This window comes from Streptomyces sp. UNOC14_S4 (genome assembly GCF_020740835.1).
Classification (GTDB): Bacteria; Actinomycetota; Actinomycetes; order Streptomycetales; family Streptomycetaceae; genus Streptomyces.
The window spans coordinates 1-15,267 of sequence record NZ_JAINFC010000153.1 but is presented as its reverse complement, the minus strand read 5'-3'; the positions used below and the strand labels follow the sequence as shown (position 1 = coordinate 15,267).

Annotated in this window: 13 protein-coding genes; 5 read left to right on the top strand and 8 right to left on the bottom strand. The window is 71.1% G+C overall.

Annotation, left to right across the window (positions count from 1 at the left end; translation table 11 throughout):
* Positions 1-613 (top strand): TetR/AcrR family transcriptional regulator (locus K6I34_RS16100; protein ID WP_229326689.1); only part of this gene is annotated, 613 nt, incomplete at its 5' end.
* An 83-nt stretch (positions 614-696) separates the two neighbouring features.
* Here K6I34_RS16100 and K6I34_RS16095 read toward each other — a convergent pair.
* From K6I34_RS16095 to K6I34_RS16085, 3 genes are read right to left on the bottom strand one after another with little or no spacing between them, the layout of a single operon-like run.
* Positions 697-1,302, bottom strand: coding sequence for a YdbC family protein (locus K6I34_RS16095; protein WP_229326687.1), 606 nt, complete (start codon positions 1,300-1,302; stop codon positions 697-699).
* A 34-nt stretch (positions 1,303-1,336) separates the two neighbouring features.
* The gene (locus K6I34_RS16090; protein ID WP_229326685.1) at positions 1,337-2,167 is read right to left on the bottom strand and encodes an arylamine N-acetyltransferase; all 831 of its coding nucleotides are present in this window, start codon (positions 2,165-2,167) and stop codon (positions 1,337-1,339) included.
* Positions 2,168-2,221: 54 nt separating this feature from the next.
* Entirely contained in the window at positions 2,222-2,788 is a 567-nt protein-coding gene (locus K6I34_RS16085; RefSeq protein ID WP_229326683.1) for a TetR/AcrR family transcriptional regulator, read from the bottom strand.
* Positions 2,789-2,880: 92 nt separating this feature from the next.
* Between K6I34_RS16085 and K6I34_RS16080 the strand changes: the two genes are divergently transcribed.
* The 3 genes from K6I34_RS16080 to K6I34_RS16070 all read left to right on the top strand — a co-directional run bounded on the left by K6I34_RS16080 (position 2,881) and on the right by K6I34_RS16070 (position 5,227).
* Positions 2,881-3,318: a nuclear transport factor 2 family protein gene (locus tag K6I34_RS16080; RefSeq protein ID WP_229326681.1), complete on the top strand. Its 438-nt coding sequence runs from the start codon at positions 2,881-2,883 to the stop codon at positions 3,316-3,318.
* A 234-nt stretch (positions 3,319-3,552) separates the two neighbouring features.
* A complete protein-coding gene (locus K6I34_RS16075; protein ID WP_229326679.1) occupies positions 3,553-4,080 on the top strand; it encodes a TerD family protein in 528 nt (175 codons plus the stop codon).
* A 331-nt stretch (positions 4,081-4,411) separates the two neighbouring features.
* Positions 4,412-5,227, top strand: a complete 816-nt coding sequence (locus K6I34_RS16070) for a hypothetical protein (protein ID WP_229326677.1) — start codon at positions 4,412-4,414, stop codon at positions 5,225-5,227.
* Positions 5,228-5,307: 80 nt separating this feature from the next.
* On the opposite strand, the gene K6I34_RS16065 is transcribed toward K6I34_RS16070, so the two are convergent.
* Both K6I34_RS16065 and nrdR read right to left on the bottom strand, forming a co-directional pair.
* The gene (locus tag K6I34_RS16065; protein ID WP_229326675.1) at positions 5,308-8,196 is read right to left on the bottom strand and encodes a vitamin B12-dependent ribonucleotide reductase; all 2,889 of its coding nucleotides are present in this window, start codon (positions 8,194-8,196) and stop codon (positions 5,308-5,310) included.
* A 116-nt stretch (positions 8,197-8,312) separates the two neighbouring features.
* Positions 8,313-8,825 carry a transcriptional regulator NrdR gene (gene nrdR, locus K6I34_RS16060; RefSeq protein WP_121796771.1) on the bottom strand — a complete coding sequence of 171 codons (513 nt, stop codon included), beginning with the start codon at positions 8,823-8,825 and terminating at the stop codon, positions 8,313-8,315.
* A 594-nt stretch (positions 8,826-9,419) separates the two neighbouring features.
* Here nrdR and lexA point away from each other — a divergent pair.
* Positions 9,420-10,205 (top strand): transcriptional repressor LexA, encoded by a 786-nt coding sequence (gene lexA, locus K6I34_RS16055; RefSeq protein WP_229326673.1) that lies wholly within the window; start codon positions 9,420-9,422, stop codon positions 10,203-10,205.
* 129 nt (positions 10,206-10,334) lie between these two features.
* Here the strand turns inward: lexA and K6I34_RS16050 are convergent, their stop codons facing one another.
* From K6I34_RS16050 to K6I34_RS16040, 3 genes are all read right to left on the bottom strand, one after another.
* Positions 10,335-12,317: an ATP-dependent DNA helicase gene (locus K6I34_RS16050; RefSeq protein ID WP_229326665.1), complete on the bottom strand. Its 1,983-nt coding sequence runs from the start codon at positions 12,315-12,317 to the stop codon at positions 10,335-10,337.
* 156 nt (positions 12,318-12,473) lie between these two features.
* The gene (locus tag K6I34_RS16045; protein ID WP_229326663.1) at positions 12,474-13,268 is read right to left on the bottom strand and encodes a GNAT family N-acetyltransferase; all 795 of its coding nucleotides are present in this window, start codon (positions 13,266-13,268) and stop codon (positions 12,474-12,476) included.
* Between the two features lie 102 nt (positions 13,269-13,370).
* On the bottom strand, positions 13,371-15,267 hold a 1,897-nt coding region (locus K6I34_RS16040), incomplete at its 5' end, for an IucA/IucC family siderophore biosynthesis protein (RefSeq protein WP_374230936.1).

Sequence of the window (15,267 nt, the reverse complement as noted above, 5' to 3'; positions counted from 1 at the left end):
CGGCCGCGCGGGTCCGGGCAGTGTCCGCCCCGGCGGGCGCACCGCCCGGACCCGCGCGGCCGTGCGCGACGCGGTCCTCGCCGGGCTGGTCGAGAACGGCTATCCGGGCCTGACGGTCGAATACGTCGCCGACCACTCCGGCGTCCACAAGACGACGCTCTACCGACGCTGGGGCGGCATCGAGGGGCTGCTCGCGGACGCCCTGGAGCTCACGGGCGAGGACGACTCATGGACCCCGCCCGACACCGGCACCCTCGACGGTGATCTGCGCGCCCTGGCACAAGAGATCGTGCACAGCTTCACCGACCCCGCGACAGCGGCAGGCCCCGCCGCGTTCATCGCCGCAGCCTTCCAGTCGGCACTCGCGGCGGACGCCCTGCGCCACTTCTGCACCGAGCGCTTCGCGCGCTGCGCCCCCGTGGTCGCGCGAGCCGTCGACCGCGGCGAGGTGCCGTCCGGCACCGACCCCGGCGCTGTCGCGCGGGCCGTCTCGGCGCCGCTGTTCCTTCGGCTGTTCATCACCCGGGAGCCTCTCGCGGCGGCTGATGCCGACCAGGCGGCCGAGGCGGTCCTCGCCGCCGCTCGCGCGGGGGTCTACGTCCATCGCCCGTGAGGCGTCCACGCACAGGCCTCGCATCGGATGCCGCGCGCCATGCCTCTGCGGGCCGTCCAGGGAGCCTCCGGCCGTCCAGGAAGTCAGACCGTCCAGGACGGCTCTATGGCGACGATGTCACCCCCGATGGCGGCCACGTCCGCCTCGGTCTGTGCCCGCAGCGCGAGCCGTTCCAGCCGGTCCACCCGGTACTTCCCGTACTCGGCACCGGAGTTCCACATCGACAGGACCATGAACTCCCGGCCCGGCGCCTCCCCGAACACTCCCCGCAGCATCCCCGGGGACCCGGCCATCGCCGGGTTCCACACCTTCTCCTGCATGAGCGTGAAGTGCTCGACACGGTCCTCACGGACACGACAGTGGGCGACCCGCACCACGTCCGCGTCGGCGAACTGCGGCCGGAAGCCCACCTTCACGTCGCATCGGTGCTCGAAGAGCCGTACCTGGATGTTCTTGAACGTGCCGACCTGAGCGGCCGCGAGCCGGTCGTGGGAGCGCGCCATGAACGAGTCGTAGAAGGCCCGGCTCTCCCAGAAGCCGAAGAGATGGGCCACGTGCGGGCGGCCTCTGCTCCAGCCACCGCCCTGCCCCCGGAACCCCGGCTCGCCGAGCAGCCCCGCCCATTTCCGCTGTCCTCGCTCGAATCCCCGGCGGTCCACCACCGTGCAGCGAATCCACTTGACCAGCACCGCGCCATCGTACGGTGCCGACAGCGGCGCGTAATCAACTACCGGACGAGTACACCCGCGCGAGCGTCCCGGCATCCGCCTCAGTGAGCTCGATCCCGAACTCCCGCTCCAGGAGTGCCGCCACTTCCTGGCATTTCACCTCATGACGCTCGACCGTTCCATTGGAGCGCGCCACCGAGAACGACGAGCCCACAAGGCTCCGGCGTACGCCCGGCTCTGTCCGCTGCACCACCGCGCGGGAGACGAACGGCGATCCCGGATGCGTCGCCGTGTAGTGGTTCATCACGGCGCAGTCGGCGGGGAAACGCGGCTCCTCGCCGAAGGTGTAGAGGTCGAACCAGCCGTCCGGATGGAGCGAGCGCAGCACGTGGAGACCGGTCGGCTCGCGCACGATCCCGAACGTCCAGCCGCCCTGCCGTACGCGTACACCGTCGGCGAGCGGCAGCGGCTCCAGGAGCCCCTCTCCGCCGAAACCCACGTCGCACAGCCACCGGCCGCCGTCCAACTCCACGGCAAGGGCGAAGTGGGTGACAGGGCGCGGCTTGGCGCTGCCGTTGCGGACTCGTGCCCCGATTCCGGTGACGGAGAAACCGAGGCGCTCCAGGACCGCGGCCAGCAGCAGGTTCTGTTCGTGGCAGTAGCCGCCGCGCGGCACTGCGACCATCTTGGCCTGCAGGGCCGCTACGTCCAGCCGGACCGGGCGGCCCAGCAGGATCTCCAGGTTCTCGAACGGGAACGCGGCCACGTGCGCGCGGTGCAGTGCACGGAGTGTTGCTCCGTCCAGCCGCGCCTGTCCCTCGAAACCGATGCGCCTCATGTAGGCGCCCAGGTCCAGCTCGTCGCCACCCCATACAAGCTCACTCATACCGCTCCCCCGCCCCCACTGCGTTTCGGCCCGTGCGCGCCGCCGACACCGTGTTCATGGCCGCTCAGCCACCGGAATCAGCGCCTCCGCAGCGGCACGCGCGCGGTGGGCCGCTGCGGGCGTCCCGGTGACCGCAGCCGTGACGATCGCCCCGTCGACGAGGACCGCGAGCTGGTCGGCCAACAGGTCGGGGTTCTCGGTCCCGGTGTCCAGGGCGAGACGGAGGAGGAGGTCCCGCACCTCCGCCTTGTGCTCGCGCACGGCCTCGGCCACGGCCGCCGAGCCCGTGCCCATCTCGCCGAAGGCGTTGAGGAAGGCGCACCCCCGGAAGTCCGGTTCGCCGAACCACGCGTGCAGCCAGTCGAACACGGCGAGGGCGCGGTCCCGGCCGGCAGGCCGCTGCGCCACGTGCTCGGCGAGTGCGGCGCGCCAGCGCCGGTCCCGGCGTCGCAAGTACGCCTCCACCATGGCTTCCTTCGACGGAAAGTGCTGGTAGAGGCGCTTGAGCGAGAGCCCGGACGCGGCACGTACCCGGTCCATGCCCACAGCCTGCACACCGTGTTCGTAGAAGAGCCGCTCCGCGGCGTCGAGCGCCCGGCTCTCGATGTCGGCGGTTTCCATGTCACTCCCGGACTGGCGAAGAGAACGATCGTTCTCTAGGCTACGCGACACCTAGAGAACGATCGTTCTCCACGCGGAGGAAAGGCATTCGCATGACGCAGCGTCCACCCCTGCCACCGTTCGACGAGGGGTCCGCGCGAGCCAAGGTCCGGGCCGCGGAGGACGCCTGGAACAGTTGCGACCCGGATCGCGTCGCCCTCGCCTACAGCGAGGACTGCGTCTGGCGCAACCGCGGCGAGTTCCTCAGGGGCCGCGCGGAAATACGGGAATTCCTGCGCCGCAAGTGGGAGCGGGAGCTGGACTACCGCCTGCGCAAGGAGCTGTGGTCCTGGAGCGGCAATCGCATCTCGGTGCGCTTCCGCTACGAGTGGCGTGACGCGGAAGGACGGCAGTGGCGCAGTTACGGCAACGAGCAGTGGGAATTCGACGACGACGGGCTGATGCGCCGCCGCGAGGCGAGCATCAACGACGTCCCGGCCGCCGACGCGGCGTCGGGCGCCGACCTGACATGGCCGGATACGCGCGGCTGACCGTCTCCGCCGGGCACGTGTCATTTCCCGCGCGAAGTTCAGGGTGGCCGTACCGGCAACCCGCGTGAAACCCTTGGAGGTTGCAGGCACCGTTCCATGGGAACCGGGTTCACCAGGGACGGCGTCCGCCCATGGCCGGACTCCGCCCGCCCGGCCTCCGGCGCCCGCGCGAGGACGGCATCCGCGACGTCGGTCGAGTTCCGGGGAAGTCGAGTTCCAGGGAAGGGGAGCCCGGTGGACAGCCTCAACAAGGGGATCGACAAGGCAGAGGTGACGCTCAAGTGGGATCCCAGCCCGCCCGGCGCCCCCGACCACGATCTCGACCTCATCGCTGCGACATACCCCGTCACCGCGCCGCACGGAAAGCCCGCGTACCTCGTCCACTTCGGCAGCCGTTCGCCTGACGGCACCATCACCCTCAACCGGGACAGCAAGACCGGCCAGGGGCTGGGCGCCGACGAGGCGATGACGCTGGAACTCGACCGGCTGTCGGAGAACTACGGGCGGGTCGTGCTGGGTGTGGCCATTCAGCAGAACGCGGGACGGATCACCTTCGGCGACGTGGCGAACCCGGGGGTGCGCATCACCACCGGCCGTTCCGTGCTGTCGTCCGAAGACCTCTCCGGCGTCCCGGCCAGCACAGCCGCCACCGTCGCGGAATTCGTCCGGGACGGCTCGGGCGCGTGGGCGTTCCGTACGCTGGTCCGGGGATTCGACGCGGACCCGACCTCGTTCGCCGCCCTCATGGGCAGCAGCCGCTGACGACGCAGGCCGGTGGGAGGAAAGCCACTGTCTCTCCTCCCACCAGCGGTGTTCTCCCGGCCCCTTTCTCGCGTTTGCCCGTCCTGCGCTCCGTCTGTGAAGATCACCGCATGAAGAAGCGAAAGGACACCCGGGTTCCCGTCCGGTGAGCCGCCCCTGCACGTGGGACCTGGGGGACACGCTCAGCGGCGGCCCCTCCCTCTACGACCGCGCCGTGGCGGAGGAGAGCCGCAGGCCCGCCGGGGCCCCTCCCACACACCGCCGCCTTCCCGTGCAGACACCGAAACCGAGCCACAGGGAGAGCCGTTCGGCGCTCAGTGCGCCACGGGTCGTGGCGACGACCGTCCGTCTGCTCGGCGGCCCTCCGGACCGTGATGTCCTGACGGTCCTGGACAGACGATTACGTCGCCTGGTGTGGCACCGGCACGCGACGTCGATCCGCACGACGATCCAGCGGCGCGACCTGCCCGGCGACCGGCTGCGTCTGCTGGGCCGGTGGTGCGCCACACGCGGTGAGCACCCGAACACCGTGGCCTTCGGTATGACGCTGCTCGGCCTCCGCGGCACCGACGACGACCGTGACACGCTGCTGTCGCTCGGCGTCCACTCGGCTTTCGCGAAAGAGGCCTGCGTGGCACTCGCGCATTCCCAGGCCGAGCCGGACCGTGCTCTTCTCGCCCTGGCCCGGCGGTCGGTGGGCTGGTCCCGTGTCCACGCCGTCGAAGCACTCGCGGAAAGCGACGACCCTGTCGTCATGGAGTGGCTCGTCCGGGAATCCTGCACCGGCGACGTCCTGGACGCCTACGCGGCCCTGGCCGTCGCGAAAGCCGGTGATCTCGCCGGGGTCCTCGCGCACGACAGCCTGGACGAGAACATGCTGGACGGCGCCGCCAGAGTGCTCCACGCGCTGACTGATCTCGATGCCCCTGTCGCCGCTCTCGCCTCGTACCCGGGCGCCCTGCGCGCGGTCGACGACTACGTCCGGCACGTGGCCGCTCGCGGTCCGGGCACATGGCATGTCCGTGGCCTCGCCCGGATCGACCGCTACCTCGGCAGCACCGGGGCGCGACGGGCTCCCTGGCCACCGGACGACGTACGGCACGTACGGTCCCGCCTGAGAGCCCTGCTGCCGGCACGGGATTCCTGAACGACAAAGCGGTGGTGCGGAAAGGGAGTTCCCTTTCCGCACCACCGCTGTTGCCTGTTACCGGCGCTCAGCCGTCAGGCTCAGCTGCAGCCGCTCGTCGAGCCGCAGCCCTCGCACAGGTAGCAGCTGCCCGCGCGGCGCATCTTCGTGCCGCAGGAGAAGCAGAGCGGGGCGTCGGCGTTCAGGCCGAACTGCATCTCCGCCAGTTCGGTGGAGTTGTGGGCCTGCTTCGGGGCCGGGACGGCGGCCACGGGCTGAGCCGGGGTCGCGGCCTGGCGCGGTGCCGACTGGGCGAGGCCCTCGACGTCGACCTCGTCCTCGGCCGGCTCGTACGAACCGGTGTCCAGGTGGCGCTGACGCTCCTCGGCGGAGTGGATGCCCAGGGCCGAGCGGGTCTCGAAGGGCAGGAAGTCCAGCGCCAGGCGGCGGAAGATGTAGTCGACGATCGACTGCGCCATCCGCACGTCCGGGTCGTCCGTCATGCCGGCCGGCTCGAAGCGCATGTTGGTGAACTTCGAGACATACGTCTCCAGCGGCACGCCGTACTGCAGGCCGACGGAGACGGCGATGGAGAAGGCGTCCATCATGCCCGCGAGGGTCGAGCCCTGCTTGGACATCTTGAGGAAGACCTCACCGAGACCGTCGTCCGGGTAGGAGTTGGCGGTCATGTAGCCCTCGGCGCCACCGACCGTGAAGGAGGTGGTGATGCCCGGGCGGCCCTTGGGGAGGCGCTTGCGGACCGGACGGTACTCGACGACCTTCTCCGCGACGGGAGCGGCCTCGGCCGCCTTGACGGCCTTGTCGTCGCCCTTCTTCTTGGCGGACAGCGGCTGGCCGACCTTGCAGTTGTCGCGGTAGATCGCGAGCGCCTTGAGGCCGAGCTTCCAGCCCTCGAAGTAGACCTCCTCGACCTCCTCGACGGTGGCCGACTCCGGCAGGTTGACCGTCTTGGAGATCGCGCCGGAGAGGAACGGCTGCGCGGCGGCCATCATGCGCACGTGGCCCATGGCGGAGATCGCACGCTCGCCCATGGCGCAGTCGAAGACCTCGTAGTGCTCGTGCTTCAGACCCGGGGCGTCGATCACATTGCCGTGCTCGGCGATGTGGGCGACGATCGCCTCGATCTGCTCGGCCTGGTAGCCGAGGCGCTTGAGGGCCTTGGGGACCGTGTTGTTCACGATCTGCATCGAGCCGCCGCCGACGAGCTTCTTGAACTTGACCAGGGCCAGGTCCGGCTCGACGCCTGTGGTGTCGCAGTCCATCATCAGGCCGATGGTGCCGGTGGGGGCCAGCACGGAGGCCTGGGCGTTGCGGAAGCCGTTCTTCTCGCCGAGGTGGAGGACGTCCTGCCACGCCTCGGTGGCCGCGGCCCAGACCGGGGTGTCCAGGTCGTCCATGCGCTTGGCCACCGTGTTGGCGTCGGCGTGCTGCTTCATGACGCGCTTGTGGGCGTCGGCGTTGCGGGCGTAGCCGTCGTACGGGCCGACGACCGCGGCCAGCTCGGCGGAGCGCTTGTACGACGTGCCGGTCATCAGCGAGGTGATGGCACCGGCCAGGGCGCGGCCGCCCTCGCTGTCGTACGCGTGGCCGGTGGCCATCAGCAGAGCGCCGAGGTTGGCGTAACCGATGCCCAGCTGGCGGAAGGCGCGGGTGGTCTCGCCAATCTTCTCGGTCGGGAAGTCGGCGAAGCAGATGGAGATGTCCATCGCCGTGATGACCAGCTCGACGACCTTGGCGAAGCGCTCGGCGTCGAACGACATGTTGCCCCCCGCGCCGGAGGCGCTGTCGGACGCAGTGTCGTCGCGCAGGAACTTCATCAGGTTCAGCGAGGCGAGGTTGCACGAGGAGTTGTCCAGGTGCATGTACTCGCTGCACGGGTTGGACGCGGTGATCCGGCCCGTCTCCGGCGAGGTGTGCCAGTGGTTGATGGTGTCGTCGTACTGGATGCCCGGGTCGGCACACTGCCAGGCGGCCTCGGCCATCTTGCGGAAGAGCGACTTCGCGTCGATCTCCTCGATGACCTCGCCGGTCAGGCGGGCGCGCAGGCCGAACTTCGAGCCGGCTTCGACGGCCTTCATGAACTCGTCGTTCACGCGGACCGAGTTGTTGGCGTTCTGGTACTGGACGGACGTGATGTCGTCGCCGCCCAGGTCCATGTCGAAGCCCGCGTCGCGCAGGGCGCGGATCTTCTCCTCCTCCTTCACCTTGGTGTCGATGAAGGCCTCGACATCCGGGTGGTCGACGTCGAGGACGACCATCTTGGCCGCACGGCGGGTGGCGCCGCCCGACTTGATCGTTCCTGCGGAGGCGTCGGCGCCGCGCATGAAGGAGACCGGGCCGGAGGCGTTGCCACCGGAGGAGAGCAGCTCCTTGGAGGAGCGGATGCGGGAGAGGTTCAGGCCGGCGCCGGAGCCGCCCTTGAAGATCATCCCCTCTTCCTTGTACCAGTCGAGGATCGACTCCATGGAATCGTCGACGGAGAGGATGAAGCAGGCGGAGACCTGCTGCGGCTGCTTGGTGCCGACGTTGAACCAGACCGGGGAGTTGAAGCTGAAGACCTGGTGCAGCAGAGCGTAGGTCAGCTCGTGCTCGAAGATCTCGGCGTCCGCCGGGGAGGCGAAGTACCCGTGCTCCTCGCCCGCCTTGCGGTAGGTCTTCACCACGCGGTCGATGAGCTGGCGGAGGCTGGACTCGCGCTCGGGGGAGCCGACGGCGCCACGGAAGTACTTGCTCGTGACAATGTTGACCGCGTTCACCGACCAGAAGTCGGGGAACTCGACGCCACGCTGCTCGAAGTTGATCGAGCCGTCGCGCCAGTTGGTCATGACGACGTCACGACGCTCCCAGACCACCTCGTCGTAGGGGTGCACGCCGGGAGTCGTGTGGATGCGTTCGATGCGCAGACCCTTGCCGCCCTTGCTTCCCTTGGAGCGGGAACCTCGCGCCGGGCCGCTCGTCGTCTCTGTCATGCCGCCTCCCTCTACGGGCAAAACGCCCTAATGCGCCTAAATCTTCCGTGGCGCGGATGTCTGTCGTTCGCCCGGGCGCGCGGGGCACGCCGGGCAGGTCTTTCGAATTGGCGCCGCTAGTCAGCGGCGACGGCGGGCGCGGGAACCTCCGGGCCCACAGCGCTCCCGTCGGCGGCCACGGCGGTCCGCTGCTCACGCAGCTCCGCCACGGCGGCCTCGAAGTCCTCCAGCGAGTCGAAGGCCTGGTACACCGACGCGAATCGCAGATACGCGACGAGGTCGAGCTCCCGGAGGGGGCCGAGTATGGCCAGACCGACGTCGTGCGTGGTGAGCTCGGCGCTGCCGGTGGCCCGCACCGCTTCCTCGACCCGCTGGCCGAGCTGCGCGAGAGCGTCCTCGGTGACCGGGCGGCCCTGGCACGCCTTGCGCACTCCGGAGATGACCTTGTTACGGCTGAAGGGCTCGGTGACCCCGCTGCGCTTGATCACCATCAGCGAGGCGGTCTCGACGGTCGTGAACCGGCGGGAGCAATCGGGACACTGCCGACGCCTGCGGATCGAGCAGCCGTCATCGGTGGTCCGACTGTCGACCACGCGGCTGTCGGGGTGCCTGCAGAAGGGGCAGTGCATGGCTCTCCACCCTCCTCACCCTCATAGGACTGTGCACACTCTCGGGCTTCGACCGGCCGCCCGTACAGGGGCCTCGCGAAGCAGCCCCAAGCATAGGCGATGCCCGAGGCCCGGAATGACCGGCTACGGTTCTGGACCACAACTTGTGGGAGCCGCCGCCAATCAAACCACTAGATCTGGTGCCGTGCGGCAAGCCGCGCCGGACGCGTGTCGCGCCGCGCGAACAGGCCGCGCGCCTGTACGGGCGGCCTCGGCCCGGCCCCGCGGGGACGCGGGTGGCAGACTGGGCAACGGAACGACAAAGACGCCCGGAACGCGCCACCACGCCCGGGAGCCAGTACGCGGGATCGCCGCCAGGCCCGCGGGACCCACGAGGAACCCGACGGCCGGATGCCCGGACCTACAGGGTTTGCGAAGTCCGCAGAGCTTCGCACCGAGGGTACCGTAATAGGGCGAATTGATCTTCAGCCGTACACCCTCATCGCTGATCACGTCAGGCAATCTTCGATATTTCACTCGAACGTGTGTTTGGCGCAACCTTTCGAAACCAACTACCGTTGTCCAGCTAGGGAGAACATCTCGAGAGGGGCCGACGTGACCACCACCGCAGACAGCGCCACCATCACCGCCCAGGACCGCTCCCAGAACCGACTCGACCAGGCACACCCGATGAATGACTCAGGCATGAACGCCGAGGGGCCCAAGCCCCCGCGCGCCCTCCCAGGACGACCTCCAGGAATCCGGGCCGACAGCTCGGGGCTCACCGACCGGCAGCGCCGTGTGATCGAGGTGATCCGGGACTCCGTCCAGCGCCGCGGCTATCCGCCCTCCATGCGCGAGATCGGCCAGGCGGTGGGCCTCTCGAGCACCTCCTCCGTGGCCCATCAGCTGATGGCCCTGGAGCGCAAGGGCTTCCTCCGCAGGGATCCCCACCGCCCCCGCGCCTACGAGGTGCGCGGCTCCGACCAGCCGAGCACGCAGCCGACGGACACCACCGGGAAGCCCGCCGCCTCCTACGTGCCGCTCGTCGGCCGGATCGCGGCCGGTGGCCCCATCCTGGCGGAGGAGTCCGTGGAGGACGTCTTCCCGCTGCCGCGTCAGCTCGTCGGCGACGGGGAGCTCTTCGTCCTCAAGGTCGTCGGTGACTCCATGATCGAGGCCGCCATCTGCGACGGCGACTGGGTGACGGTGCGTCGCCAGCCGGTCGCGGAGAACGGCGATATCGTGGCCGCGATGCTCGACGGCGAGGCGACGGTCAAGCGCTTCAAGCGCGAGGACGGGCATGTGTGGCTGCTCCCGCACAACGCCGCCTATCAGCCCATTCCCGGTGACGAGGCCACCATCCTCGGCAAGGTGGTGGCAGTGCTGCGCCGGGTCTGAAGGCGCCGCACGACCAGGCCCCGGGACCACTGCGCCGGTCTCGGGGCCTTTTGCACGTCCCGCGCGCGGAGCCGGGGCACGGCCCCGGGCCGACTCCCGTTTTACGAGGGCGCGCCCCTAACCCTGCGCCTAACCCTGCGCCGCCGCCTTCGCCGACGCGTCGATCGCCGCGAGGGAGCGGCGGACCTGGTTGCGGTCCGTCGTGTACCAGAAGTCCGGCATGGAGGAGCGCAGGAAGCTCCCGTAGCGGGCCTTGGCAAGGCGCGGGTCGAGGACCGCGACCACTCCGCGGTCGCCCGCGGCCCGGACGAGGCGGCCCGCGCCCTGGGCCATCAGCAGGGCGGCGTGCGTCGCCGCGACGGCCATGAAGCCATTGCCGCCCCCCTCCTCCACGGCCCGCTGCCGGGCGCTCATGAGCGGGTCGTCGGGGCGCGGGAAGGGCACCCGGTCCATGACGACGAGCTGGCAGCTCGGCCCGGGCACGTCGACCCCCTGCCACAGGGACAGCGTGCCGAACAGGCATGTGCGGTCGTCGCTCGCGAACGTCCGGATGAGCTCGCCCAGCGTCTCCTCGCCCTGGAGAAGGATCGGCATGTCGAGCCGCCCCCGCAGGGCCTCCGCCGCCGCCTGCGCGGCCCGCATCGAGGAGAACAGCCCGAGCGTGCGCCCGCCCGCGGCCTCCACCAGCTCGGCGAGCTCGTCGAGCATGTCCGTGCGGCTGCCCTCCCGGCCGGGCTGGGAGAGGTGCTGCGCCACGTAGAGGATGCCCTGCTTGCGGTAGTCGAAGGGCGAGCCGACGTCCACGCCCTTCCACTGGGGGACGTCGTCGCCCCCGGTGCCTTCGGGCGCCAGGCCGAGCGAGGCGCCGACGCCGTTGAAGTCACCGCCCAGCTTGAGCGTGGCGGAGGTCAGCACGACGGAGCGCTCGTTGAAGAGCTTCTCCCGCAGCAGGCCGGAGACGGACAGCGGAGCGACGCGCAGGGACGCCCCGAAACGGTCGTGCCGCTCGTACCAGACGACGTCGTACTCGGAGCCCTCCACGATCCGCTCGGCCACCGTGTGGACGTTCTCCACGTGGGCCAGCGCCTGCTTGCGGACGGCGTCCTCGTCCTGGACGGACCTGTCCCGGGTGTTGCCGATCGCCGAGATCACCGTGCGCGCCGCGTCACGCAGCGCGGTCAGCGCGTACCGCAGGTCCTCGGGAAGCGTTTCCAGGCGGCCGGGAAGTGCCAGCTCCATGAGGCGCTCGAAGCCCTCGGCGGCCGTCTGGAGAGCGTCCGCCGCCTTCTCGTCCACCAGCTTGGCGGCCCGGCGCACGGCACGGTTGACCTGGCCCGGGGTGAGCTCGCCGGTGGCCACGCCGGTGACGCGGGAGACCAGCTCGTGGGCTTCGTCGACGATCAGCACCTCATGGCCGGGCAGCACCGGGGCGCCCTCGATGGCGTCGATGGCCAGCAGGGCGTGGTTGGTGACGACGACATCGGCCAGCTTGGCCCGCTCCCGGGCGGCCTCGGCGAAGCACTCGGCACCGTAGGCGCACTTCGAGGCGGAGAGGCACTCGCGGGAGGTGACGGAGATCTGGGACCACGCGCGGTCGGAGACGCCGGGCGTGAGGTCGTCGCGGTCGCCCGTCTCGGTCTCGTCCGCCCAGTCCCGCAGGCGGAGGAGGTCCTTGCCGAGCTTGCTGGTCGGGGCGGCCGCCTCGACCGCGTCGAACAGGCCCTCCTCCTCGTCCTGCGGCACGCCCTCGTGCAGCCGGTGCAGGCACAGGTAGTTCGAACGGCCCTTGAGCATGGCGAACTCCGGGCGGCGGCGCAGCAACGGCTGGAGCGCGTCGACCGTGCGGGGCAGGTCGCGCTCCACGAGCTGGCGCTGGAGCGCGAGCGTGGCGGTCGCCACGACGACGCGCTCGCCGTGGGCGAGGGCGGGCACCAGATAGCCGAGGGACTTTCCGGTGCCGGTGCCCGCCTGCACGAGCAGGTGGGAGTTGCCGTCGACCGCTTCGGCGACGGCTTCGGCCATGGCGACCTGGCCGGGCCGCTCGGTGCCGCCGACAGCGGAGACGGCAGCGTGCAGCAGGTCTGCGAGGGAGGGCGAGGAGGAGGCAGTCATAGCGCTTCCAGCCTAAGGGCAGCCACCGACATCCCCGGCCGGATCTTGGGAAGTGGCGGTGATCGAGGCTTCCCGTCCGGGGAGTTGCGCCGCCGTCCCGGTCGTGCCATCGCGCGTAAGGCCCCCCCGGGAGTCGCGCCCTCGGCGGCGCGGCGGTCAGAGCAGTTCGCGCAGGGCCCGGTCGCGCACCATCAGGGCGGCGCGTTTGTCCGGCAGACCGAACTCGGCGGTCAGCCGGAATCCGGCGGTGAGGAACGCCGCGACCGAGGGAACGTTGCGCAGGTCGGGTTCCGCGACGACACGGCCGCAGGAGGGCCGGTGGTCCAGGACGAGGTCGGCGACGGCACGCAGCAGCGTGCTGCCGATGCCGCGGCCGCGGTCGGCGACCCTGCCGACGACGAGATGCAGTCCGGTGTCGTGCGGCCGGGCCGGGTAGTGACGGGCGAGCGGGTCGAGGTCGGCGCGGTAGACCTCCCAGTAGCTCATCGGCACCCCTGCGAGCACGCCCAGACAGGGCACGCTGCGGCCGTCGCCGTCGAGCTGGGCGCGCAGGTGGGTCTCCGTGACCGCTTCGGGCCCGTCGAGACCCCAGAAGGCGGCGACGGCCGGGTCGTTCATCCAGCGGGCGACAAGCCGCAGATCGCGGTCGAGGCGGACGGGCACCAGCCGGAAGGGGCCCAGAGGCGTCGCGGTGGAGCGCCAGTCCATGACGGAGTCCAGAAGGTCGGGGTGACCGCGTGGAGCGACCCCGCACAAGCGCCCATCCTCCGGTTCACCGTGGCCAGGGAGGCCGTCGGCAGCGGCACGATGCCCGTCACAGCCCGGTTCCCGGCCGTGTCCCACGGCGGTGTCGGGGAACCCGCCGTGGTGGAGGAGTTCGGCGAGTTCGTCCGCCAGCCTCAGATCGACGGTGTCGTCGTCCGGACCGGTGCCGGGATCGGTGGACGGCACTGCGGCACTCTCCTCTCGGCAGGTTCCCCGCAGATTCCCCGTATGCCCGGGGAAGCCCGCGCCCCTCTGAGGCGGTACGGGGCGGTCCCGGGCTCGGGCCCGTCATCCGGCCGACGTGACGAGGGGGTTGGCGATGGTGACGTAGACGGACTGCGTGTCGACGGGACCGACGAGTTCGTCGAGCCCTTGGAGCCGGGTGAGCAGGTTCGCCTTGCAGCGCAGCGTCGGTGACTCCAGAAGGCGGGCGGGCAGGGACGAGCCGAGGGCCGACGCCCCGTGGGCGGCTTCCCTCAGGAAGCGGCGGAACGCGGCCAGCAGGACCCGCTCGTCGGCGAGGCGCTGTGCCCCGAACGCCCCGATCAGCCCGAGGACGTTGTTGATGCCCAAGTAATAGGCGAACCGCTCGTCGGCCACCGCGTCGGGAACGAAGGTGTCGCTGTCCACACCGATACCGGGGAGCCTGCTGTCGAGCGCGTCGCGCCGGGACTCGCGGAAGTAGTAGCCCTGGTTGTCGCGGTAGCGCCCGCCGACCGGCCAGCCGTCCCGGTCCAGGAGCACCAGCGTGTTCTGCTGGTGGGCCTCCAGGGCGATGCCCGCTTCGGAATCGAGCCACAGCACGGGCCGTACGACGGCCTCCAGGTAGCGCAGGAACCACTCGGCGGACACGGCGCCGGCGGGCCGCCCGGTGCGGTGCGCGAGACGGGCGACGAGGTCGGCGAGGCGAGAGGACATACCGACGCGACGGTGGCCCGGCGGGCCGGGCCAGGGGCGGGGCGAGACGAGCCCGGCGAGGCACACGGCGTCGTCGCCCGGTCCGAAGGGGTTGTGCCGGACGACAGCGTCGAGCCCCACGAGCGGAGTGCCGTCCGGGCTGTCGACGGCGAGCCAGGCGGGGTCGCGGACGATGTCGAAGCCGAGGCCGCCCGCGCAGGCCGCGCGCCACCGCTCGGCGAGACCGCCGCGCAGCAGACGGTGCACCTCGACGCCGCGCCGCAGTTCCTTGCGGAGGTTCTCCCGGCGGGAGTTGGTGATGCGCAGCCCCAGTGAGAGCTTCAGCATGGCGGGCGCGCCGGGGCGGTGCAGGGTGCGCACGGACGACGTGGGGTGCCATGCCTCGCCGTGCGCGCCGAGGTCGTGGAGCAGCCCGGCGTCGAGGAGGCGGAGCACCGCCGGGCGGCTGCGGAGGTCGTGCGCCTGCCAGGGGTGCACCGGCAGGGGCGCCGTTTCCGGCGGCAGGTCAAGTGCGGGGCCGGCCAGCCGGGCGGCGAGGGAAAGGGCGTCGACGGCTCTGCCACGTTCGGTCCAGGCGGACTCGGCGGCCAGCAGGGAGCGGTGGACGGCCAGCCAATGCAGCGGGAAGGAGCCGCGCAGCTCGGGCGAGTAGGCGTGGCACTCCGCCTCGGAGAGGCCTTCGCGGCTCTTGGGCGCGGGGTGCAGGGGGTGGCCGAGCAGCAAGGACTGTTCCGCGTGCAGGAAGAGGTTCACCGCGTCCGGGTCGGCGGGCCGTTCCCGCCGGTCCGCGAGGAAGACCGCCGTACGGCGTGCCGAGTCCGCGACCCGGCCGACAAGGTCGGTGCCGTACACGACCGGCGTGTGCCCGGCCAGCACGGTGCGGTGCGCGGCCTCCCCGCCGAGGAGGGCGGCCAGGGTGACGGCGTCGACCGGCGGGGCGTCGGCGGGGGCGGTCGCGAGGACAGCCGGGCCGAAGCGGTGCCAGCCGGTGGCGGACCAGTAGTGCACGGGCACGCTCAGGGAGGCGCCGGCCGCGGCGAGCGGCAGGTGCAGCGTGCCGCCGTCCGGGCAAGGGATGTCGTTCTCGCGGACCCAGCAGCGCAGCAGGTTCTCCACGGCGGCGGCGTCCGCCGCGACCCGCGGGTCGGGGTGCTCCAGTGCGTCGCCGACGGCAGGGCGCCGCCCCGACGACGGGTCGGGACCGCTGCCCTGACTCGGCAGCAGGGCGACCACGGGCGGGACGGGCGCTGCGGGCGGCTCGTGGCCC

Coding starts and splice junctions, on each gene's coding strand:
- K6I34_RS16085 (WP_229326683.1), bottom strand. CDS start 2,788: ATGGAAACCGCCGACATCGAGAGCCGGGCGCTCGACGCCGCGGAGCGG.
- K6I34_RS16090 (WP_229326685.1), bottom strand. CDS start 2,167: ATGAGTGAGCTTGTATGGGGTGGCGACGAGCTGGACCTGGGCGCCTAC.
- nrdR (WP_121796771.1), bottom strand. CDS start 8,825: ATGCACTGCCCCTTCTGCAGGCACCCCGACAGCCGCGTGGTCGACAGT.
- K6I34_RS16050 (WP_229326665.1), bottom strand. CDS start 12,317: ATGACTGCCTCCTCCTCGCCCTCCCTCGCAGACCTGCTGCACGCTGCC.
- K6I34_RS16080 (WP_229326681.1), top strand. CDS start 2,881: ATGACGCAGCGTCCACCCCTGCCACCGTTCGACGAGGGGTCCGCGCGA.
- K6I34_RS16065 (WP_229326675.1), bottom strand. CDS start 8,196: ATGACAGAGACGACGAGCGGCCCGGCGCGAGGTTCCCGCTCCAAGGGA.